This is a genomic window from Acinetobacter silvestris, assembly GCF_002135235.1.
Lineage (GTDB): Bacteria > Pseudomonadota > Gammaproteobacteria > Pseudomonadales > Moraxellaceae > Acinetobacter > Acinetobacter silvestris.
The window spans coordinates 483,545-505,902 of sequence record NZ_NEGB01000002.1; the positions used below are offsets into that span (position 1 = coordinate 483,545).

19 protein-coding genes are annotated in these 22,358 nt (G+C 39.9%); 4 read left to right on the forward strand and 15 right to left on the reverse strand.

The genetic code is table 11. The features are described 5' to 3' along the window. Positions 1-10: 10 nt before the first annotated feature. Entirely contained in the window at positions 11-1,354 is a 1,344-nt protein-coding gene (gene gdhA, locus B9T28_RS05490; RefSeq protein ID WP_086202936.1) for an NADP-specific glutamate dehydrogenase, read from the reverse strand. A 350-nt stretch (positions 1,355-1,704) separates the two neighbouring features. On the opposite strand from gdhA, the gene B9T28_RS05495 reads away from it, so the two are divergent. After that, positions 1,705-2,505: an RnfABCDGE type electron transport complex subunit B gene (locus B9T28_RS05495; protein ID WP_086202937.1), complete on the forward strand. Its 801-nt coding sequence runs from the start codon at positions 1,705-1,707 to the stop codon at positions 2,503-2,505. Beyond that, complete coding sequence (nth, locus tag B9T28_RS05500; protein ID WP_086202938.1) at positions 2,502-3,197, forward strand: endonuclease III; 696 nt, start codon at positions 2,502-2,504, stop codon at positions 3,195-3,197. Before B9T28_RS05495 ends, nth begins: the two co-directional genes overlap by 4 nt. Before the next feature lie 23 nt (positions 3,198-3,220). On the opposite strand, the gene B9T28_RS05505 is transcribed toward nth, so the two are convergent. From B9T28_RS05505 to B9T28_RS05520, 4 genes are all read right to left on the reverse strand, one after another. Beyond that, positions 3,221-3,436, reverse strand: coding sequence for a hypothetical protein (locus B9T28_RS05505; protein WP_086202939.1), 216 nt, complete (start codon positions 3,434-3,436; stop codon positions 3,221-3,223). Between the two features lie 106 nt (positions 3,437-3,542). Then, positions 3,543-4,196, reverse strand: coding sequence for an adenylate kinase (gene adk / locus B9T28_RS05510; protein WP_086202940.1), 654 nt, complete (start codon positions 4,194-4,196; stop codon positions 3,543-3,545). A gap of 93 nt (positions 4,197-4,289) precedes the next feature. Next, positions 4,290-5,606, reverse strand: a complete 1,317-nt coding sequence (locus tag B9T28_RS05515) for a DUF445 domain-containing protein (protein ID WP_086202941.1) — start codon at positions 5,604-5,606, stop codon at positions 4,290-4,292. A 62-nt stretch (positions 5,607-5,668) separates the two neighbouring features. After that, entirely contained in the window at positions 5,669-6,184 is a 516-nt protein-coding gene (locus tag B9T28_RS05520; RefSeq protein ID WP_086202942.1) for a hypothetical protein, read from the reverse strand. A 239-nt stretch (positions 6,185-6,423) separates the two neighbouring features. On the opposite strand from B9T28_RS05520, the gene mrdA reads away from it, so the two are divergent. Together mrdA and rsmD are read left to right on the forward strand one after the other, a co-directional pair. Next, complete coding sequence (mrdA, locus tag B9T28_RS05525) at positions 6,424-8,463, forward strand: penicillin-binding protein 2 (protein WP_086202943.1); 2,040 nt, start codon at positions 6,424-6,426, stop codon at positions 8,461-8,463. Further along, positions 8,456-9,016 (forward strand): 16S rRNA (guanine(966)-N(2))-methyltransferase RsmD, encoded by a 561-nt coding sequence (gene rsmD, locus B9T28_RS05530; protein ID WP_086202944.1) that lies wholly within the window; start codon positions 8,456-8,458, stop codon positions 9,014-9,016. Before mrdA ends, rsmD begins: the two co-directional genes overlap by 8 nt. Here the strand turns inward: rsmD and B9T28_RS05535 are convergent. From B9T28_RS05535 to sdhC, 10 genes are all read right to left on the reverse strand, one after another. After that, on the reverse strand, positions 9,013-9,366 hold the full coding sequence (locus tag B9T28_RS05535) for a hypothetical protein (protein ID WP_143222595.1): 354 nt from the start codon (positions 9,364-9,366) through the stop codon (positions 9,013-9,015). The genes rsmD and B9T28_RS05535 overlap by 4 nt on opposite strands. Positions 9,367-9,740: 374 nt before the next feature. Continuing rightward, the gene (gene sucD / locus B9T28_RS05540) at positions 9,741-10,631 is read right to left on the reverse strand and encodes a succinate--CoA ligase subunit alpha (protein ID WP_086202946.1); all 891 of its coding nucleotides are present in this window, start codon (positions 10,629-10,631) and stop codon (positions 9,741-9,743) included. Between the two features lie 12 nt (positions 10,632-10,643). After that, positions 10,644-11,810, reverse strand: coding sequence for an ADP-forming succinate--CoA ligase subunit beta (gene sucC / locus B9T28_RS05545; protein WP_086202947.1), 1,167 nt, complete (start codon positions 11,808-11,810; stop codon positions 10,644-10,646). A 174-nt stretch (positions 11,811-11,984) separates the two neighbouring features. Continuing rightward, positions 11,985-13,418, reverse strand: coding sequence for a dihydrolipoyl dehydrogenase (lpdA, locus tag B9T28_RS05550; protein WP_086202948.1), 1,434 nt, complete (start codon positions 13,416-13,418; stop codon positions 11,985-11,987). Positions 13,419-13,482: 64 nt separating this feature from the next. Beyond that, on the reverse strand, positions 13,483-14,688 hold the full coding sequence (odhB, locus tag B9T28_RS05555) for a 2-oxoglutarate dehydrogenase complex dihydrolipoyllysine-residue succinyltransferase (RefSeq protein ID WP_086202949.1): 1,206 nt from the start codon (positions 14,686-14,688) through the stop codon (positions 13,483-13,485). Further along, a complete protein-coding gene (locus tag B9T28_RS05560) occupies positions 14,688-17,525 on the reverse strand; it encodes a 2-oxoglutarate dehydrogenase E1 component (RefSeq protein WP_086203051.1) in 2,838 nt (945 codons plus the stop codon). Before B9T28_RS05560 ends, odhB begins: the two co-directional genes overlap by 1 nt. 574 nt (positions 17,526-18,099) lie before the next feature. Beyond that, a complete protein-coding gene (locus tag B9T28_RS05565; protein WP_086202950.1) occupies positions 18,100-18,810 on the reverse strand; it encodes a succinate dehydrogenase iron-sulfur subunit in 711 nt (236 codons plus the stop codon). A gap of 14 nt (positions 18,811-18,824) precedes the next feature. Then, positions 18,825-20,660, reverse strand: coding sequence for a succinate dehydrogenase flavoprotein subunit (gene sdhA, locus B9T28_RS05570; RefSeq protein ID WP_086202951.1), 1,836 nt, complete (start codon positions 20,658-20,660; stop codon positions 18,825-18,827). Between the two features lie 12 nt (positions 20,661-20,672). Continuing rightward, positions 20,673-21,038, reverse strand: a complete 366-nt coding sequence (sdhD, locus tag B9T28_RS05575) for a succinate dehydrogenase, hydrophobic membrane anchor protein (RefSeq protein WP_086202952.1) — start codon at positions 21,036-21,038, stop codon at positions 20,673-20,675. Next, complete coding sequence (gene sdhC, locus B9T28_RS05580) at positions 21,038-21,436, reverse strand: succinate dehydrogenase, cytochrome b556 subunit (protein ID WP_143222579.1); 399 nt, start codon at positions 21,434-21,436, stop codon at positions 21,038-21,040. Before sdhC ends, sdhD begins: the two co-directional genes overlap by 1 nt. Positions 21,437-22,358 lie beyond the last annotated feature (922 nt).

Genomic DNA, 22,358 nt, shown 5'->3' on the forward strand with positions numbered 1-22,358 from the left:
ATTCTAGAACTTAGAATACACCTTGAGCCAACATCGCATCCGCAACTTTTACAAAGCCCGCAATGTTTGCACCATCGACATAATTGACAGAACCATCTTCTTTCGTACCGAACTTCACACAGTTACGATGAATTTCTTTCATAATCGCGTGTAAACGCTCATCCACTTCTTCAAAAGTCCAACCTAAACGAAGTGAATTTTGCGACATCTCTAGACCAGAAGTTGCAACACCACCTGCATTTGATGCTTTACCTGGTGCATATAGAATCTTCGCTTCTACGAATTTTTCAACAGCTGCCAAAGTTGAAGGCATGTTTGCACCTTCAGCTACACAAATCACACCATTTTCAAGAAGAGTCACTGCATCTTCTTCAGTTAATTCATTTTGAGTTGCGCATGGCAGTGCGATATCACACTTAATCCCCCAAGGACGACGTCCTTCAAAATATTCAAAACCGTGCTTAGAAGCAAATTCAGAAATACGACCACGTTTCACATTTTTCAAATCCATCACTTCTACTAGAAGTGCATCGGTGAAACCATCTTTTAAATACACAGTACCATTAGAGTCAGAAAGTGAAACCACTTTCGCACCTAAAAATATTGCTTTTTCAGCTGCATATTGCGCAACGTTACCAGAACCTGAAATTGCAACCACTTTACCTTGGAAGCTTTCACCACGTGTTTTAAGCATCTCTTCAGCAAAGTAAACTGTACCAAAGCCAGTTGCCTCAGGACGTGCCAATGATCCACCAAAAGATAAACCTTTACCGGTAAATACGCATGAAGTGTCATTGCTGAGCTTCTTCATGATACCCGCCATATAACCCACTTCACGACCACCTACACCAATATCACCCGCTGGGATGTCAGTATTTGAACCTAAATGGCGATAGAGCTCTACGATTAATGCTTGGCAGAAACGCATAATTTCGCCGTCTGATTTACCCTTAGGATCAAAATCAGAACCGCCTTTACCGCCCCCCATAGGCAGTGTGGTTAAAGCATTTTTAAACGTTTGTTCAAAACCTAAAAATTTTAAAATGGACAAATTCACTGACGGATGAAAACGCATCCCCCCTTTGAATGGACCAATTGCAGAATTATATTGAACGCGGAAAGCGCGGTTAACTTGAGTTTGCCCTTTATCATCAATCCATGACACGCGAAATTGAATTGCACGTTCAGGTTCAACTAAACGTTCTAGTAAACCGTAATCTGCATATTGTGGGTGCTTTTCAATGAATGGCCATAAACTGGTCATTACTTCTTCAACGGCTTGTAAAAATTCTGGTTGATTTGGATCACGTGATTGCACGTAATTTAAGAAGTCATTCAGGTTAGTATATTTCAACGCTCAATCCTCAGCAAAAGGGTGTATCAAAATTGGTCAAATTATTAAAATGTATGTAATATTTTGGCGCAAAGTATTTAATATCTTTTGTACACAATCTACAACACTTTTTCACAAGTATTTTCCAATAACACTATATTTCAACAACTTATTTTTCAATCTTAGCAGTCATTTCTGTCAATTTGATCAATTTTTGTTAAAAAATACATTATATTTACTGCTTAAAAATAGCGCATTTTTAGAGCTGAAATAGCGCACAACAAAGTCTGTTAAATCATGCTAATATTCATCCATATTTTTGAACTATTCGGTTCAAAATTTTTCCGTTTTTTATAAGTTTTATTCTGATCATGAATCTGCAAATCTCACTCATTCAACAAATTGATGTCTTACTGCCTCAAACCCAATGTGGACTGTGTGGGCATAGAGATGGTTGCTTACCTTATGCAAAATCTATTGCTGAAGGCGAAGCAGCCAATAAATGCATTCCTGGTGGACAACCCGTTGCTGATGCGTTAGCCCATTTATTAAATAGAGAAAAATTAATCGCAGAGCAAAGTGTTTGGCCAATTCAAGCCGATGGTCGACCACAGCGAATGAAAGCTATCATTCGTGAAGATGAGTGTATCGGCTGTACCAAATGTATTAGTGCATGCCCAGTCGATGCAATTATTGGCTCAGGTAAACTAATGCATACTATACTCACAGACTTATGTACTGGATGTGAGCTATGTATTCCCCCTTGTCCAGTAGACTGTATTGATTTAATCGAAGATATTCGATCAATTCCTACAGAAAATATTCGTATTGCAGAAGAAAATGATTTACGTAACCGCTATTATGCGCACATTCAACGTGAAGAAAAACGCCAGATAAACCGTAAAGGCCCTGTCGTTCGTGCTGCAATTGATTCCGAACTTTTTTCTCAAATGACTCAAGAAAATAAAGCATTACCTTCCATTGAAATGCTACAAAAATCAGAAACTATATCTTCCCCTATTGATGCGAAAACAACCATTGAACTGGCAAAATTACGTACGCAAATTAAGAAATTAGAAAAGCAATTAAGCGTTCGTACTGATGACAAAAAACAACAGCAACTACATGACTTACAATTACAATTGTCAGTTTTACAGGACGAATCATTATGACTGTAAAAAATATGACCAAAAAGCAGATTCAAATATTCTTTGAACGCTTACGTGAACAACGCCCACACCCCGAAACTGAGCTAAATTATTCTAGCCCATTTGAATTATTAGTTGCAGTTACGTTGTCTGCACAGGCTACCGATATTAGTGTTAATAAGGCAACGGATAAGCTTTTTCCTATTGCCAACACCCCTGAAGCAATATATGCCTTAGGTGTAGAGGGACTTAAAACATACATTAAAACAATCGGTTTATATAACTCTAAAGCTGAGAATGTGATTAAGGCGTGTAAAATATTGATTAAAAAGCATCATAGCCAAGTTCCTGATAATCGCGCAGATTTAGAAGCCTTACCGGGTGTAGGGCGTAAAACCGCTAACGTCGTGTTAAATACAGCCTTTGGTCAACCTACTATGGCTGTAGATACTCATATCTTCCGTGTTGGAAATCGTACGGGGCTTGCGGTGGGGAAAAATGTCATAGAAGTCGAACAACGACTCATTAAAGTCATTCCCAAGGAGTTTATTCTCGACTCACATCATTGGCTAATTTTACACGGACGTTATTGTTGTATTGCCCGCAAACCTAAATGTCATGAATGTATCGTTTCAGATGTGTGTAATTGGCCCGATCGTTTTGACTTTGGTGCTGCACGCCCAATCAAGGTACATCATATAGATGAAATGGGCTAAATTAAATATTTAGCCCATTCAATTTACTGGTCTTTATCAGCCAATTTCTTTTTCATTTGTTCAAGTCTTTTCCACTCTTCTGCGAGTTGAGGATGCACTTGAGAATTTCCTTTTAGCTGACGGCGTTCTTGATTGGCTTGTTTCAGCGTTTGACGAAGTAACTTTTGACTTTGATAAAATAAAAAAAGTAATAAAGCGATACTGAAAATCACCATCACAATAAGAGCAACTTTAAGCAAAGTCTCTACTCCATATCATCAAAATAAAAGAGCCCTAATATGACTTAGGACTCTTTTATTGTCAAAGCATTCAAGTAAACGCTTTAATACTTTTGTCTATACGGTCTTATTGATCTAAGATCGCAAACAATTCTTTTTGAACATCATCAATCGCACGCAAGCCATCAAGTTTGTCATAGGTTGGCGCATTTTCACCTGAAGCAGCACGACCTTGGTAAAAACCAACCAATTGTTCCGTTTCTGCATGATATGAACCTAAACGCTTGCGAATCGTTTCTTCCTGGTCATCTGGACGTTGTACAAGTTCTTCACCTGTTTCATCATCTTTACCTTCCACTTTAGGTGGATTATAGATGGTGTGGTAAACACGGCCAGAAGCTGCATGCTGACGACGGCCAGACAAACGCTTAATGATTTCTTCATCAGGCACTTCAATTTCAATCACGTGATCGATATTGATGCCTTCGCTTTCTAAAGCTTCAGCTTGAGGAATAGTACGTGGGAAACCATCAAAGATACAACCATTGACACAATCAGGTTGTGCAATACGTTCTTTCACTAAACCAATAATCAGTTCATCAGATACTAGACCGCCAGCATCCATTACACTTTTAGCTTTAAGACCTAATTCAGTACCTTCACGAATCGCAGCACGGAGCATATCACCGGTTGAAATTTGTGGGATATCATAGCGCTTACAGATCAACTGAGCTTGTGTACCTTTACCTGCTCCAGGTGGTCCGAGTAATATAATGCGCATAAAAAAACATCCTCTTTTAAAACAATGTGTATGATACCTTTCGCTATGTCGACTTTCACTAAATGAGAAAGTCGACATCGTTACGGCATCTAATTATAAGAAAGCCACAAACAAATGTATTAAGCCTGCAAAAAATCCTGTTACACCACCGAGTACAATCAAAATCCATTCATCTTCCTGAAATGCTGGACGTAATAAATTTTGAAATTCCTTAGGTGTTAATTCACGAATTCGCTCTCTAAACATTTGAAAAATTTTCTGTGCACGGCTCGCATTAAAAGCGGGATCGCATACAGGCACCATCGTAATTTCAATTGAGCGATCAATCAAGTCTGTCTTTAATTTAGCATACTCAGTTGGCCCTATTGACAATTGCAATGCTGTACGAATTAATGGAGTTTCCATAATACCATTGACATGACGTTTAATAATACGGCGTGTCTTATCTTTCTTTGGCCCATACATCATTTCGGTCATAATCGATTTTAGCGTGATCAAGTCTTCTGTGACTACACTGGCGAAGACATCCGACACTTCTTCTTGGCGTTTCATAAACGCACCTTGTACATTATATGTACCAATGCGTGGAATTACTGGCTTAATCCAAGGAAACTTATGATCCGTGGTTCGCGCAAAAAATTGTGGATAACGAATATAATGCGGCTCAATCGGATTAAATACCATCCAAATTGCAATCCAGTTGGTTAAAAACCCCCAAACAGCAGCAAAAAATGGTACGGTCCAATGCTGTGGTACATATACATACACAAACATTTGAAAAATACCAAAGAAACTTCCAATCACAGCACTAATATGCCAAATAAAATTAATTTCTTTTTGTCCCACTTTTAGGAACATACGCACCATTAAACGACGATCACCTTCCATTTGGCGAACAATCATTTCTTTCATGTTCACGAGTGACTCAACGTTCATAGTTAATTCAGTCACTAAGCCTTTTAAAATTTCAGGCATTTCACGTTGTGCTTGAGAATAAATTCGGCGCTTAATCGAATACGGTAAGTTTTCCCACAATACAGCATTACGTTCAAGCATCACTTCATCAATCAAGTGTTCAAGCTCAAAGCCCACTTGTTCACCAATGATGCGCGCCATATCTTCAGGATCCATCGCTTGAAGAAATTCGTTTAGCGACCCCAATTTAGATAAGGTATTGTCTGTAATAATGCCTGATATACGTCCCGCTTTACGTGGCACAATACCCTGCCATCCCACAGGTAATGGTCCGATATGAAAACCCCAGAACGTAATCGGATAAAACACCATCTTAAGTGCCATCCAAACATGTGCCCAAGTTACAAACGCGGTTACAGGGATAATACTTAAAATTGCGAGATGATCTGGTCTACTTGTAAAAGCTTGCCACAAATCACTAACGTATTCAAACATGCATGACTCTCGTATTTATTTCTATTTGCGGTCGATGACGGATTATCAATTGTAATGGGTAACTAAAATCCAAAGCTTAATGAATAAGACGCTTGAAATTCTGGTCGACCCTCAAATACGACAGTATTCCCTGAAGTTACTTCTTTACCCGCACCCATACCAATACTAAAGGTACTAATACGTTCTTTATTTAATAGGACATAGGCTAAATCAGCACCTAACCCCAGCTGGGTCTTGTCGCCATGATCTGTAGATCTACTTTTAATATGGCCACCATATGCACCTACATAAAAACCATTTTTATCGGTACCATTTAGAAAAGTAGGATATCTAAAACCTAATTGACCACCAAACTCATGAGCACCATTCATAAAAGCACCGATTTTTGCATAAGCAATACCGTACGGATTAACCCACTCACCATTGACATGCACTAATTTCATTGTCATGCCTGCACCTACATTAAACATAGACGCATCTTCAGATTTTAATTTAGCTTCAGGTAGGTAGTCAGAAGTTCCAGCATATGCACAATTCCCTGCTGCCAAAAGCAGAATTAAGGGAAAGATTTTTCTCATTATTTTCTCCGTGGTCCCTTTTATTTTTGGGTCAAGTCTATTTTCCTTAATTTTTTGACTTTAACAGAATTATCGCGCTACTCATATACAAAACACTAGAAATTTACTGTCTGCAAAGTCAAAGTCCTCTATATTTTAGGCTGAGAAGTATTTTCTTTTATTTACATTCATTGCTCTCATTCTGAGGTAAAATGTTGCGCCTTAGATAGCCCTCACATTCAGTTCGAAAGCCAATACGTATGAAGCAGCAGTTTCCTCTTAAAAATGTTCAACAAGAAAAGCGCATCTTTCGGAGTCGTGTCTTTTTTGCCATTGGCATCGTTTCATTCTTTTTGATTTTACTGGTGGTGCGCTATGCCTACTTACAAATTGTGCATCATCAAGAATTCAGTGAAGCTGCAGACAAAAACCGAATCCGTTTACAACCGATCGCACCTGCTCGGGGTTATATTTATGATCGTAACGGTATTTTATTGGCAGATAACTACCCCATTTTTACCGCAACATTAAGCAAAGCAGATGTTGAAGATACCGATGACACAGTAAAACGTTTAACTCCGATTCTGAGTTTATCAGAAGAAGATATTGAACGTTTTCATAGTCGAATTAAAACTGCGAAGAAGACTGAACGGGTAACACTTAAGCTCAATTTAACAGAAACAGATATTGCGCGCTTCAGTGAAGTGAAGTTTCAATTTCCTGGTGTAGATATTGAAACGCAAATGACGCGTTACTATCCACATGGTGAATTGTTTGCGCATGTGATTGGTTATGTCGGGCGAATTAACGATAAAGAATTAAAAGCCATTGATAAAGAGTCTTATGCAGGCACCAATCTAATAGGAAAAATTGGGGTCGAAAAATCTTATGAAGATCTTTTACACGGCATACCCGGTTATGAATCTATTGAGGCGGATGCACATGGCAACGTCCTCCGTCATTTAGGCCGTAAAGAATCGACTCGCGGTAATGATTTATATCTCTCTTTAGACTATGGATTACAAACCATCGCGGCTGAACAACTTGCAGGTCGTCGTGGAGCAATTGTTGCCATAGATCCACGAACGGGTGAAATTTTAGCTTTAGTCTCTAGCCCAAGTTTCAATCCAAACTTATTTGTCACTGGAATTGGGCATGATGATTATAGTGCGTTAAGAGATAACTTAGACCAACCTCTATATAACCGTGCTGTACAAGGCTCTTACCCTCCTGGCTCAACCATTAAGCCCATGGAAGCATTAGGCGGTATTCACTATAAAACCGTAGATTGGTCTACTGCTATTGCTGATCCTGGATATTTTCATCTCCCCGGCGATTCACATAAATTCCGTGACTGGAAAAAAACAGGTCATGGCAGTGTAAATATGCATAAATCCATTGTGATTTCATGCGACACCTATTTTTATATTTTATCGTACCAAATGGGTATTGATAAAATGAATGACTGGATGCGCCAGTTTGGTTTTGGTGCAAAAACAGGCGTCGATTTACCGAGCGAAAGTGAAGGCTTATATCCAAGTCCTGAATGGAAAATGCGTACCCGAAAAAGTAAATGGCTTAAAGGTGAAACCATTTCTGTGAGTATCGGACAAGGGGCTTTTACGGCGACACCATTACAGCTCGCTATGGCAACTGCAATTACCGCCAATCATGGCGCACATGTCATCCCACATGTCTTACGTTCGACAAAAGGAGCAAAAATCCATCCTGTTCTTAATGCACCAACGGGTAAAATTAATTTCAGTGGCACTGAAGAGGATTGGATTAAAATGCGCGATGCCATGGTGGATGTGATTCAATCGGGTACTGGACGTGGTATACGTACCCCCATGTATCAAATTGCAGGGAAAACAGGTACAGCCCAAGTCAAAAGTATTGCACAAGGTAAACGTTATAACGAAGCGTTATTAAATGAACGTCAGCTTGACCATGGTTTATTCGTTGGATTTGCACCAGCTGAGAATCCTGAAATTGCAATTTCCATCATTTGGGAAAACGGTAAACATGGTGGTTCTGCGGCTCAACTGGCTCGACCTATTTTTGACTATTGGTTATTACAAAAGAAAAAAAATCCGGTGTTACCGACCAATCATGAAGTGAGCGGTGGCCTAATGACCGCGGGTATTAAACCAGGTGAGTTAGCCAGCAGTGAGGTGAGTTTAAATACACATCCAAATACAGTGAAACCTAAACCACAAGGTCATGTAACAACACCAAATCAACCGACTACTCAGACTCAACCATCAGCACAGACGACTCAGGCAGAAATTAGTGAATAAGGGAAAAAATCAACTTCGCATTATTGGTGGTGAATGGAAACGTCGTATTCTTCCTTTTGCCAGTATCGAGGGGCTAAGACCCACCCCTGATCGTGTTCGTGAAACACTGTTTAACTGGTTAATGTGGGATGTACAAAATACGCAAGTGCTGGACTTATGCGCTGGTTCAGGTGCATTAAGTTTTGAAGCCTTATCTCGTGGTGCTGCAAATGTCGTAATGATTGAGCCAAATCACAGCCAAGCGAAAATTTTAAAAGAAAATATTCAATTATTAAAATCCTCAAATTGCCAAGTCATGCTAACAACGGCACAACTGGCTATTCCGACGTTAAAAACCAACTTTGATTTAGTCTTTTTAGATCCACCCTACAGTTTAAATTTATGGCAAGAACTTGCAAACCTTGTTGATCATCTCATTAAAGATCAGGGTCATATTTATGTTGAGGCTGATTGTGATTTACATCAGTTACAACTCCCGAGTAGTTGGCAGCTCATTAAAGAAACTAAAGCAGGTGCTGTACGAGCTGGATTATTTCAAAAGCAAAACAATTAAAAAAAGGCTCTTATAGAGCCTTTTTTAACAAACTTAATATTATCTTGTATGTGTTCCACCAGAATGACCTTCATTTCCGCCAAAGCCACCCTCTCCGCCACCTGAATGGCCTCCATTTCCACCTGAATGGTTTCCATCTCCGCCTGAATGACCTTCATTTCCACCAAAATGACCATTTCCACCACCTGAACGGCCTTCGTTTCCGCCTGAGTGGTTTCTACCGCCATCTGATGGATGGTGACCTCTTCCATCGTCTGAGCCAGTTTTATTGTCATGATGATTCCAATCTCGGGAATGACCGCGATCATAACCACCATAATCATAAATACTATAGCCGTCATAATATCCATCATAATAGCCATTTGAATAATAATGATCATAAGGTGATGACGCACAGCCAGTTAAAGAAATGACAACTAAACTTAATAAGATTATTTTGCTCATTGCTGATACTCAACTAGTATCTTGTATAGTTTTAAATTAACGCTAAGAGATGTAGAATTCAGGCATATCTCGTTTTTTATTGTACCAACCTGTTTATTATTTGTTCAAATTACTTTGAAGTTAAACTGGCGTTCCACTCTTTTAATTTATACCCTTGCTTCCATCATTCCACACACTGAATAACTATTCATAAGACTAGCCATTCTCAGCCAGCAGATATAATCAATATATAAATTCAGTCAATAAAAAAGCCCTTTCGGGCTTTTTTATATCTCAGCAATTAAGCTAAGCCTTTTTCTTGAAGCACTTTCAACATGGTTGAGCCAAGCTCTGCTGGACTGCGTGTATATGCCATCCCCGCTCTTTCAAATGCTGCAAACTTCTCTTCAGCAGTCCCTTGACCACCAGAAATAATCGCTCCAGCATGCCCCATTCGCTTACCTTTAGGTGCTGTTACACCCGCAATATAGCCAACAACAGGTTTAGTTACATGTGACTTAATGTATTCAGCCGCTTCTTCTTCAGCAGTACCACCAATTTCACCAATCATAATAATGGCTTCAGTCTGTGGATCTTCTTGGAATAATTTTAAGCAATCAATCTGATTCATCCCCGGAATTGGATCCCCACCAATACCGATACACGTAGACTGACCTAAACCGAGCTTAGTTGTTTGCGCAACAGCTTCATAAGTCAATGTACCAGAACGCGAGATAATCCCAATTTTACCCGGTTGATGAATATGACCTGGCATAATGCCGATTTTACATTCACCCGGTGTAATAATACCTGGACAGTTGGGTCCAATTAATCTTGCATTATTGCCATATGTTTCCAAATAGCGTTTTGCTTTTAACATATCTAAAGTGGGAACACCTTCTGTAATCACCACGATTAGACCGATACCTGAATCTACAGCCTCAACAATCGAATCTAAAACAAAAGGCGCAGGTACATATATAACAGAAGCATCCGCACCTGTTTCACTTACCGCTTGTTGCATGGTATTAAATACAGGCAAACCAATATGCGTTTGACCACCTTTGCCGGGTGTTACACCACCGACCACTTTTGTTCCATATGCAATCGCTTGCTCAGAATGGAATGTCCCATTTTTACCGGTAAAACCTTGTACCAATACCTTGGTGTCTTTATTTACTAATACGCTCATGATTGATACTCCTTACGCTTTTACTGCAGCAACAACTTTTTCTGCGGCATCAGCTAAGCCATTCGCAGAAATCAATTTAAGACCCGATTCATCTAGTAATTTCGCACCTAACTCAGCATTGTTACCTTCTAAGCGAACAACCACAGGTACTGTCACATTTACTTCTTGAACCGCTGCAATAATTGCTTCTGCAATCATGTCACAACGTACAATTCCACCAAAAATATTGATCAGAACAGCTTGTACTGATGTATCTGACAAAATAATTTTAAATGCTTCAATCACGCGCTCTTTAGTCGCACCACCACCAACATCAAGGAAGTTTGCTGGTTGCCCTCCATACAGTTTAATGATGTCCATGGTTGCCATAGCAAGACCTGCACCATTTACCATACAGCCAATATTACCTTCGAGTGCCACATAATTAAGGTCAAATTCAGAGGCTTTCAGCTCGCGCTCATTTTCCTGTGATTTATCACGCATTGCTGCAATTTCAGGTAAACGATATAAAGCATTGGAATCAATCCCTACTTTGGCATCAACACAAAGAATATCGCCATTTTCACGAACAGACAGTGGATTAATTTCGAATAATGCAAAATCATTTTCAACGAATGCCTTATATGCACCAGTCATAATCGTTACAAATTGATTAATTTGCTTATCTTTCAAACCTAGAGCAAAAGCGACTTCACGCGCTTGAAAAGGCATTAATCCAACTAAAGGATCAACTTCAACTTTTATAATTTTTTCAGGGGTTTCTTCTGCCACTTTTTCAATTTCGACACCACCTTCGGTTGATGCCATGAAAGTCACACGACGAGATGAACGGTCTACCACTGCTCCAAGATATAATTCACGCTCTACTGGATAGACATCTTCACAAATTAAAATACTATGAACAGGCTGCCCATTGGCATCCGTTTGATAAGTGACTAAACGTGTACCAATAATGTTATTCGCATAATCAGCCACTTCTTGTTTAGATTTTGCAACTTTAACACCACCTGCTTTACCACGACCACCGGCATGAACTTGGGCTTTCATGACTGCAAATTTACCACCCAATTGTTCAAATGCTGCCACTGCTTCTTCTGCATTGTGTGCAAGAATACCTTCTTGAACTGGCATACCATATTGTTTTAACAGTGCTTTAGCTTGATATTCGTGTAGATTCATTTATTTACCTTTTACTACTTCTTTGCTTTGTTATAACAAACCAACACCCAGACATCCGTCAAAGCAGTATTGGCATTTTTTAAAATCTTTCTTATCTTTATTTTTAGATGATTATTCCAATAAAAACAACCACCAAATGTAAAAAGAGCGACCTAAGCCGCTCTTTTTTTCATCTTACTTACGTTTACGCTGAATCGCATGAATCGCACGTCCATCCACCGCCAGAGCAGCTTCATGCACCACTTCTGAGAACGTTGGATGACCAAAAGTCATCAACTGTAAATCTTCAACAGAAGATACAAACTCAAGTGCAATCATACCTTGATGAACGATATCAGACGCAGCAGGTCCAATCACGTGCATACCCAGTAAACGATCTGTTTTCGCATCAGCAACAAACTTCACGAAACCAGCATTTTCACCAGCAGCCATTGCACGGCCGTTTGCAGCGAAGCCGAATTGACCCGTTTTAACTTCGTGGCCTTTATCGACAGCTTGCTGTTCAGTTAAACCGACCCACGCCGCTTCCGGGTGTGTGTAGATCACAGAAATGATCGTGTCATAGTTGACTTGAGCAGCATGACCGTGAATACGTTCAACAGCCATTACGCCTTCTTCCATTGCTTTATGTGCAAGCATTGGACCACGTACCAAGTCACCAATTGCATATATGCCTTCAACTGAAGTTGCACACCAATCGTTCACTTCAACCAAACCACGTTCAGTCAGTTTGATACCACAATCATCAGCCAATAGACCTTCAGCGTATGCACGACGACCTACACAAACAATCAACTTATCGAAAGTTTGAGTTTTATCTTCGCCACCTTGGGTGTACTGAACAGTAACTTCTGAACCATTGACTACTGTACCAGCAACTTTCGCGCCAACACGAATATCAAGACCTTGTTTAGTCAATAGTTTTTGGTAGTCTTTTGCCAAGGCTTTATCAGCCATTGGTAAGAATGCATCCATTGCTTCAAATACAACAACTTCAGCACCCAAACGACGCCAAACAGAACCAAGCTCTAGACCAATCACACCTGCACCAATCACACCTAAACGCTTAGGTACTTCTTGGAATTCTAGTGCGCCAGTTGAGTCAACAATGATATTTTGATCAACTGGTGCTGATGGGATATTAATTGGCACAGAACCCGTTGCAAGAATCACGTACTTAGGCTCTAAAACTTGAGTTTCACCTTCGTGAGATACAAATTCTACTTTTTTACCTGCAAGTAATTTACCTGTACCTTTTAACCACTCGATACCGTTACCTTTTAGAAGACCATCAATACCCATGGTAAGTTGGTCAACAATTTTGTCTTTACGTGCAAGTAATTTTGCAAGATCAAACTTCACGTCACCGGTGGTAATACCGTGATCATCTAAGTGATGCACTGTATCTTCATAACGATGTGAAGAATCAAGCAACGCTTTTGATGGGATACAACCCACGTTTAAGCATGTACCACCTAAAGATGGTTTACCTTTGTGAATACGTTTTTCGATACAAGCAACTTTGAAACCCAATTGAGCCGCACGAATTGCCGCTTCATAACCACCTGGTCCACCGCCGATTACAACTAAATCAAACTGTTGAGACATTTTTATCTCCAAGCTCCAAGATAGAGGATCGCTCTATCTTGGATTTTATTTTTAATGGTAAGTATTAAAGATCAAGAATTAGGCGAGCTGGCTCTTCTAACAATTCTTTAATGGTCACAAGGAAACCTACAGCTTCTTTACCATCAATTAAACGGTGATCATAAGAAAGTGCTAAATACATCATTGGCAAGATTTCTACTTGACCATTTACAGCCATAGGGCGATCTTGGATTTTATGCATACCCAAAATCGCTGTTTGTGGCGTATTTAAAATCGGAGTAGATAATAATGAACCGAAAGTACCACCATTCGTGATCGTGAACGTACCACCAGTCATATCTTCAATACCAAGCTTACCATCACGCGCTTTACCAGCGTATGCACGGATACCGTTTTCAACTTCAGCATAGTTCATGCGGTCTGTATCACGAAGAACAGGAACCACTAAACCACGTTCTGAAGATACAGCAACACCGATGTCATAGTAACCATGGTAAACAATGTCTTCGCCATCAATTGATGCATTTACTGCTGGATAACGTTTAAGCGCTTCAGTCGCAGCTTTAACGAAGAATGACATGAAGCCAAGACGTGCACCGTGACGTTTTTCAAACGCATCTTTAAATTGAGCACGCATTTCCATGATTGGTTTCATGTTCACTTCATTAAATGTAGTGAGCATTGCAGTCTGTTGTGTAGCAGCAAGCAAACGTTCAGCAACACGTTTACGAAGACGCGTCATTGGAACACGTTTTTCAATACGTTCACCAACTGCAACGCTTAATGGCGAAACAGCAGGTTTTGTTTGATGATTACTAACATCTTCTTTAGTAATACGACCACCACGACCAGTTCCTGCAACATCACCAGCAGCAATACCCGTTTCAGTTAAAGCTTTACGCACTGCCGGTGCTTGATCTTGAACCTGAGCACGTTCAACCACAGGTGAAGCACCCGCTTCAGTTTGTGCAGCAGCTTGCTCAACTTTCTGTTCAGACTGAACTGCCTGAGTTTGAGCAGCGCCAGATACAGCACCTTCTTCAAACTGAGCAATGACTTCAGAAGAAAGTACCGTATCACCTTCATTTTTGATAATTGCAGAAATCGTACCATCAGCAGGAGCAACAACTTCTAAAACAACTTTATCAGTTTCAATATCACAGATGACTTCATCACGTGATACAGCTTCACCTGGTCGTTTGTGCCAAGTTGCGATTGTTCCGTCAGCAACTGACTCTGGAAATACCGGTGCTTTAATTTCGGTTGCCATTATTTAGAATCTCCTGATTGTTCAGCTACGATCGCTAATGCGTCATTCACGAGCTGAGCTTGTTGTTTTGCATGTAAGTATGGTGAACCACAAGCCGGTGCAGCAGAAGCTTCACGACCTGCATAGCTAATACGAATCTGTTGAGCAGATTTCATCACGCCTTCATATAAACGTGGTGCGATAAACAACCAAGCACCTTGGTTTTTCGGCTCTTCTTGGCACCAAACTAATTCTTGAATGTTTGGATAAGTCGCAAGCACTTCTGCAAGACGTTGTTCTGGGTATGGATACAATTGTTCAACACGTACAATCGCAATATTCAAGTTTTGTTCACGACGTTTTTCAAGTAAATCGTAATAAACTTTACCACCACAAAGAACCAGACGCGTTACGTCTGCTTTGCTGATTTGATCCACTTCATCAATCACAGTTTGGAATGTACCCGTTGCAAGCTCTTCCAAAGTAGACGTTGCAAGTTTGTGACGAAGCAATGACTTCGGTGAAGTCACGATCATTGGCTTACGAATTGGGCGAATTGCTTGACGACGCATAGCATGGAAAATCTGTGCTGGCGTAGTCGGTGTAATCACTTGCATGTTGTCTTCAGCACATAGCTGTAAGAAACGTTCTAAACGTGCAGATGAATGCTCTGGTCCTTGACCTTCAAAACCATGTGGAAGAAGCATGGTTAAACCACACACACGTTCCCATTTGGTTTCACCTGAAGCGATGAACTGGTCAATCACAACCTGTGCACAGTTAGCGAAGTCACCGAACTGAGCTTCCCAAATTACTAAGCTTTTCGGTAAAGTGGTTGCATAACCATATTCAAATGCAAGAACCGCCATTTCTGACAATAATGAGTCATAAATTGCAGTACGTGGTTGGTTTTCTTTAATATGGCAAAGCGGAATATAAACAGAACCATCAACTTGGTTATGTAATTTCGCATGACGGTGCGAGAAAGTACCACGACCAACGTCTTCACCCGTTAAACGAACCAAATAACCATCATCAAGAATCGTTGCATAAGCCAAAACTTCTGCAGCACCCCAGTTCAATGGCATTTCACCCGTTTGCATCTTCAAGCGATCATCAATCACTTTAGATACCTGACGTTGCATCACGAAGCCTTCTGGAAGCTCACGCATTTTCGTGCCAAGCTCTTTCAAACGCTCGATTGGGAAAGTCGTATCCCAAACATCAGTGTAATCATGACCCAAATAAGGCGTCCAATCGACAAACATTTTTTCGTTTGGCTCAAGTACCAATGCATTCGCAACGTGTTTACCCGCTTCTAAATCTGCACGGTAGTCCTCTACCATTTGATCCGCTGCTGCACGATCTAATACATTCTGTTGAACCAATTGATCTGCATAAAGCGTACGTGTAGTCGCTTTTTTGTTAATCACTTGATACATCATTGGCTGTGTTGCAGCTGGCTCATCCGCTTCGTTATGACCACGACGACGGTAGCAGAACATGTCAATCACAACATCTTTACGGAATGTATGACGGAAATCATGTGCCAATTGAGCAACAAACATGACAGATTCAGGATCATCACCATTCACATGGAAAATTGGTGCCTGAATCATTTTAGCGATGTCGGTACAGTATTCTGTAGAACGCGCATCACGTGGATCAGATGTAGTAAAACCAACTTGGTTATTCACCACAATATGAACCGTACCACCTACGGTATAACCACGCGTTTGTGACATTTGGAAGGTTTCTTGGTTAACACCTTGACCTGCAAATGCTGCATCACCATGAACGATGACTGGTAATACGTCATCACCACCAATGTCTTTACGACGTACTTGGCGCGCACGTACAGAACCTTCAACTACAGGTCCAACGATTTCCAAATGCGATGGGTTAAACGCCAATGCCAAGTGAACTTCGCCACCTGGAGTCATTACGTTTGAAGAAAAACCTTGGTGATACTTAACGTCACCAGAACCTTTCTTATGAATTGATTTACCTTCAAACTCACCAAATAAATCAGCAGGGTTTTTACCCATGATGTTTACAAGTAAGTTTAAACGTCCACGGTGTGGCATACCAATCACGACTTCTTTACAACCTACAGCACCTGCACGTTGAATTAGTTCGTTGACCATTGGAATGAAAGACTCACCGCCTTCAACACCAAAACGTTTCGCGCCAACATATTTATTGCCTAGGAATTTTTCTAGACCTTCAGCTGCGGTTAAACGCTCTAAAACATGTTTTTTCTGTTCTGCAGTAAAGCCAAACTGACCTTTAGCGCCTTCTAGACGCTGTTGAATCCAACGTTTTTCTTTGGTATCAACAATGTGCATGTATTCAACACCAATAGAAGCACAATATGTTGCTTCCATGGCATTCACCATTTCACCCAAAGTCGCCTCAGCCTTACCTAATGCAAGATTACCTGCATTAAATACTGTGTCTAAATCTGACTTGGTTAAACCGTGCGCAGCAAGATCTAAATCTGGAACGTCTTCACGTTTAGCCAAACCTAAAGGATCTAATTTTGCTTTTTGATGACCACGATTACGATAAGCCGCAATCAGTTGCAATACGCCAATTTGGCGACGTTCATGCTCAGTACTTACTTCACTTTGAACAACGGCCTGAACGCGATTTGAATTACGACCTAATAATAAGAATTGCTCACGAATATTTCCGTGCGGTTGGTCACCTTTTGGAAATTTATCAAAATATTCGCGCCAATCATCACCGACAGATGTTGGAGAAGATAGGTACTGCTCGTAAAGCTCTTCAATATACGCTGCACTATCAGCGGAAAGTTCAGTATCGAGACGCATTGCGTCAGCAACTTCTTGCATTTGTGGACCCATTTCCTATTGCAAAACATTACAGGATGCTTTTTAAGCAAACCCATGATTGATAATGCCAAATTGGTAATTGACATTCACCCATGTTAGTTCTCACGACCACAGGGTGTTTACACATTAGATTTTCACTAATATGCGCCACGAATCATAACGCCTTCATTGGCATCATCACTCATTATATACTCGACCAAAATCGAGCAATTTTTTGCAAATCGACTTAGAAAAACTAATTCGGTGATTTAACTTTTCTAAAGCGATTAAACCTTTATCTAGCTTACTAATTTATATACCGATCTCAATCTTTCATATGTTGAAAAAATGTACATTAAAACAGTCGCTTTTTTCACATATAGAAGTTTGTTAGATGCTAACACGAACTTAACTATCAATTGATTTTTTTGACACATACCATCCATAAATTAGCTAAATACATATCAAAAATGATCTACTATCATACAAAATTTTATATAAAATATATCAACCTCTACTCTCCCCTAAATAATCAACCATATTTTAATAAATAAAAAGAGCGCACATCTTCCAATGTGCGCTCTTTTTTCAAGTATTAACCTGCTTGGTCGAGCAACATGCTACGGATATGACCGATCGCTTTAGTTGGGTTCAAACCTTTAGGACAAACTGATACACAGTTCATAATACCTTTACAACGGAACAACGAGAACGGGTCATCAAGACGCGACAAACGGTCTTGAGTTGCTGTATCACGCGAATCAATAATGAAACGGTATGCATTTAACAATGCTGAAGGACCTAAGAATTTGTCAGGGTTCCACCAGAATGATGGGCATGCTGTTGAACAACATGCACACAGAATACATTCATACAGACCATTTAAATGTTCACGTTCTTCAGGAGACTGTAAACGCTCACGTGGCGGTGTCGGTTGATTATTAATTAGGAATGGCTGAATTTTGTCATACTGATCGTAGAACTGATTCATATCCACAACTAAATCTTTAACCACTGGCAAACCTGGTAATGGACGAACAGTAATCACGTCTGGCAAATCATTGAGATTCCACAAACATGCTAGACCATTTTTACCATTAATATTCACACCATCAGAACCACAGATCCCTTCACGGCATGAACGGCGGAAAGTTAAAGTTTCATCTTGAACTTTCAATGCAAGAAGTGCATCAAGCAACATACGGTGCTTATCAGTCAACTCTAGCGTGTAGGTCTGCATGTATGGTGCTTTATCCTTATCAGGATCATAGCGGTAGATATGAAATGTACGAGTACCTCTACTCATCTTGATTCTCCTGATTAGAATGTACGTGGTGCTGGTGGAATTGGATCAACCGTTAGCGGGTTGAAACGCACTGGCTTGTATTCTAGACGGTTGTCTGACGAATACCATAAAGTATGCTTCATCCACTCATCATCACGACGTCCGTAAGAATAAGTTGGGTGATCCGCTGGTAATTCATAATCAACAACAGTATGCGCACCGCGACATTCTTTACGAGCAGCAGCAGAAATTAGCGTCGCTTTCGCAACTTCATAAATATTTTCTACTTCTAGAGCTTCAACACGCGCTGTGTTAAATACTTTAGATTTGTCTTTTAAGTGAATGTTACGAACACGTGGTGCAATTGCAAGAATTTCTTTCACACCTTTATCAAGCAATGCTTGGGTACGGAATACACCAGCATGGTCTTGTACGATATCACGAATTGCATCTGCAACTTCTTGCGCATTTTCACCTGAAGTCGAATCATCTAAATGATTAATACGCTTCATTGTGTTTACAAGCACATCGTTAGGCAATGACACATACTCATCACCGTGATGTTTAGTCACGTAATCAATAATATGTTCGCCCGCTGCTTTACCAAACACAACCAAGTCAAGTAATGAGTTAGTACCTAAACGGTTTGCACCATGTACAGATACGCAAGAACACTCACCAATTGCATAGAAGCCTTTCACCGGTTGAGTATAGTTGTCAGTTCCTGCAACAGGTGTGACTACTTGACCATGAATATTCGTCGGAATACCACCCATTTGATAATGGATTGTTGGTACAACTGGAATTGGTTCTTTGGTAATATCTACGTTTGCGAATTTCTTACCAATTTCAAATACAGATGGCAAGCGCTTCATAATCGTATCCGCACCTAAGTGAGTCATATCCAGAAGAATATAATCACCTTTAGGACCACAACCACGGCCTTCTTTGATTTCTTGGTCCATAGAACGTGATACGAAGTCACGCGGCGCCAAGTCTTTCAAAGTTGGAGCATAACGCTCCATGAACGGTTCGCCGTCTTTATTACGGAGGATTGCACCTTCACCACGACAACCTTCAGTCAACAATACGCCTGCGCCAGCAACACCCGTTGGGTGGAATTGCCAGAATTCCATATCTTGTAATGGAATACCTGCGCGCGCTGCCATACCAAGACCGTCACCAGTATTAATATAAGCATTGGTTGATGCACGGTAAACACGACCAGCACCACCTGTAGCAAACAAAGTAGCTTTACCTTGGAATACCGCAATATTACCTGTTTCCTGGTCAATTGCTGTCACACCAAGTACATCGCCACTTTCATCACGAATAAGATCAAGTGCGATCCATTCTACGAAAAATTGTGTACCCATTTTCACATTGCTTTGATACAGCGTATGTAAGAGTGCATGACCTGTACGGTCAGCAGCAGCACATGCACGTGGAACTGGTTTTTCACCATAGTTCGCAGAGTGACCACCGAATGGGCGTTGGTAAATTGTACCATCGGCATTACGGTCAAATGGCATACCCATGTGTTCTAATTCATAAACCACTTTTGGTGCTTCACGACACATAAATTCGATTGCATCTTGGTCACCTAACCAATCTGAACCTTTTACAGTGTCATAAAAGTGATAATGCCAGTTATCTTCTTGCATATTACCAAGGGATGCACCGATACCACCTTGCGCCGCAACAGTATGCGAACGTGTTGGGAATACTTTGGTTAGCACTGCAACTTTCAACCCTGCTTGAGCAAGTTGATATGAAGCACGCATACCAGAACCACCACCACCGACGATAACAGCATCGAAAGTTTGGCTTGGAATATTTGAATAATCTTCTTTAGGGGTTATAGCGCCCATGACATCTTCCTATCAATTCGCCCAAAAAATCTGGATAACCCAGATCGCATATGCAAGCACAGCAATAATGACTGCTGAAGTCAGCACAAGGCGTAAACCTGAAGCTGAAGGACCCATTTGACGAGTAGTCACATAATCAGTGAATACTTGCCACATACCGATCCAAGCATGCGCAACAAGAGATAAGACTGCCAACAAAGAAAAAATCTTCATTGGTAGAGTCATCATAAAGCCTCTCCATTGTTCGTAGTCAAATCCGCCATGGCAAAGAATCCAACCAAAAACCACAACAGTATAAACTGCGAGTACAACAGCACTTACGCGTTGGAGATACCAATCACGAGAACCTGAACCCGTTAAACCTGTAGCACTTTTCATTAGAGAACAATCCATACAAATGCTGCAACGATACAAACTGCAGACAAGATCAATGAAATAGTAGCTGCAATACGACCACTTTGCAGTTCCTCTGCAATACCTTGGTCAGCAAGTAAGTGCTTAATACCCGCAATAAAGTGGAAAATTAAACCGGCTACAAATACCCATACGATAAAACGTACAACGAAGCCACCGAAGATTGCTTGCACTTGCGCAAAACCTTCTGGTGAAGACAAAGATTTGTCTAAGAGCCACAATAGTACAGGTACGAGTAAAAATACGATGACACCAGAAAGACGGTGTAGAATTGATGCAATAGCCACAGGGGATTTTAAGTTTACGTCTAAAACTTGACCCATGGACAAATTGACAGGTCTGTTGCTTTTCACAGCGGGCATCCTGTAAGTAAAAACTCCATCCGGAGTTTGTTGGAATTAATTCGAAGGAAAGCTAGCATTATTAGGCAATTACATGAATCCGCAATGCCTAAACTTATAAACGACACTGAATTATAAAACGTGAACTGTCAAAATACAAACGATGCTATTTCGCTTTTCCCTTTAAAAACATAAGAGTAATAATCATTCGCATTTAAAAACAATTTTATCAGGCTAAATTATTTTAAATTTAATAGATTAAACTATTGTTTTAAATTATTATTTATTAAAAAATCACTCTCCTTTCCAAGGACTTCTATAGATCCTGTAAATTTAGACTAAAGCACAACAAAGCACACCATTTTTCCTATATGTCATTGATATAACAAATCAACTATAGATTTTAAATTCATAATATTCATTTTACTTATAAACCAAATATCTTTTTTTATTAAATTCTGAAGAGTTAGCTAAAAAATATGACCTCATCGTTCATAAAATTAAGAATCACGAAACGAAAAAATCAGATAATTTTTCAACCTTTGATTACTGAAATAAGATACAAGTAGACTAATTTACAATCAAAATTGTTTGTTTATCCCACAAAAAATATATTAATTAAGCTATTTTTTAATCAAATAATCTCAAAAACAACCCAACCCTATTTCAAAAGAAAAACCATCATTTTTTACAGAATATCGCCTTCCAAGTCATTTATAAGCCTTTATATTTATAGACTTTAGTTTCTTTCACACATCAAAATCAATCTTCATTTTTTTAAATAAAATCTTTAAAAATAGCGTTTAAATACGCAGGTGATCATTAATTTTCTGCACCTATTCTTGAATTTGCCTTATTATACTGAACCGATGCTGTGACATTGACTCATTGCTATGTGATTTTTTGACTAACCCACTGTGGCATGTCACTTTTTATCCATAAG

What these genes read in the sequence shown, in the direction of transcription:
- mrdA (WP_086202943.1), top strand. Translation starts at nt 6,424, where the DNA reads ATGAAGCAGCAGTTTCCTCTTAAAAATGTTCAACAAGAAAAGCGCATC.
- B9T28_RS05520 (WP_086202942.1), bottom strand. Translation starts at nt 6,184, where the DNA reads ATGAGAAAAATCTTTCCCTTAATTCTGCTTTTGGCAGCAGGGAATTGT.
- sdhC (WP_143222579.1), bottom strand. Translation starts at nt 21,436, where the DNA reads ATGCCCGCTGTGAAAAGCAACAGACCTGTCAATTTGTCCATGGGTCAA.
- B9T28_RS05495 (WP_086202937.1), top strand. Translation starts at nt 1,705, where the DNA reads ATGAATCTGCAAATCTCACTCATTCAACAAATTGATGTCTTACTGCCT.
- adk (WP_086202940.1), bottom strand. Translation starts at nt 4,196, where the DNA reads ATGCGCATTATATTACTCGGACCACCTGGAGCAGGTAAAGGTACACAA.
- B9T28_RS05560 (WP_086203051.1), bottom strand. Translation starts at nt 17,525, where the DNA reads ATGCAAGAAGTTGCTGACGCAATGCGTCTCGATACTGAACTTTCCGCT.
- B9T28_RS05565 (WP_086202950.1), bottom strand. Translation starts at nt 18,810, where the DNA reads ATGAGTAGAGGTACTCGTACATTTCATATCTACCGCTATGATCCTGAT.
- nth (WP_086202938.1), top strand. Translation starts at nt 2,502, where the DNA reads ATGACTGTAAAAAATATGACCAAAAAGCAGATTCAAATATTCTTTGAA.
- sucC (WP_086202947.1), bottom strand. Translation starts at nt 11,810, where the DNA reads ATGAATCTACACGAATATCAAGCTAAAGCACTGTTAAAACAATATGGT.
- lpdA (WP_086202948.1), bottom strand. Translation starts at nt 13,418, where the DNA reads ATGTCTCAACAGTTTGATTTAGTTGTAATCGGCGGTGGACCAGGTGGT.
- sdhD (WP_086202952.1), bottom strand. Translation starts at nt 21,038, where the DNA reads ATGAAAAGTGCTACAGGTTTAACGGGTTCAGGTTCTCGTGATTGGTAT.
- odhB (WP_086202949.1), bottom strand. Translation starts at nt 14,688, where the DNA reads ATGGCAACCGAAATTAAAGCACCGGTATTTCCAGAGTCAGTTGCTGAC.
- B9T28_RS05535 (WP_143222595.1), bottom strand. Translation starts at nt 9,366, where the DNA reads ATGGATATTATGACGGCTATAGTATTTATGATTATGGTGGTTATGATC.
- sucD (WP_086202946.1), bottom strand. Translation starts at nt 10,631, where the DNA reads ATGAGCGTATTAGTAAATAAAGACACCAAGGTATTGGTACAAGGTTTT.
- B9T28_RS05515 (WP_086202941.1), bottom strand. Translation starts at nt 5,606, where the DNA reads ATGTTTGAATACGTTAGTGATTTGTGGCAAGCTTTTACAAGTAGACCA.
- sdhA (WP_086202951.1), bottom strand. Translation starts at nt 20,660, where the DNA reads ATGGGCGCTATAACCCCTAAAGAAGATTATTCAAATATTCCAAGCCAA.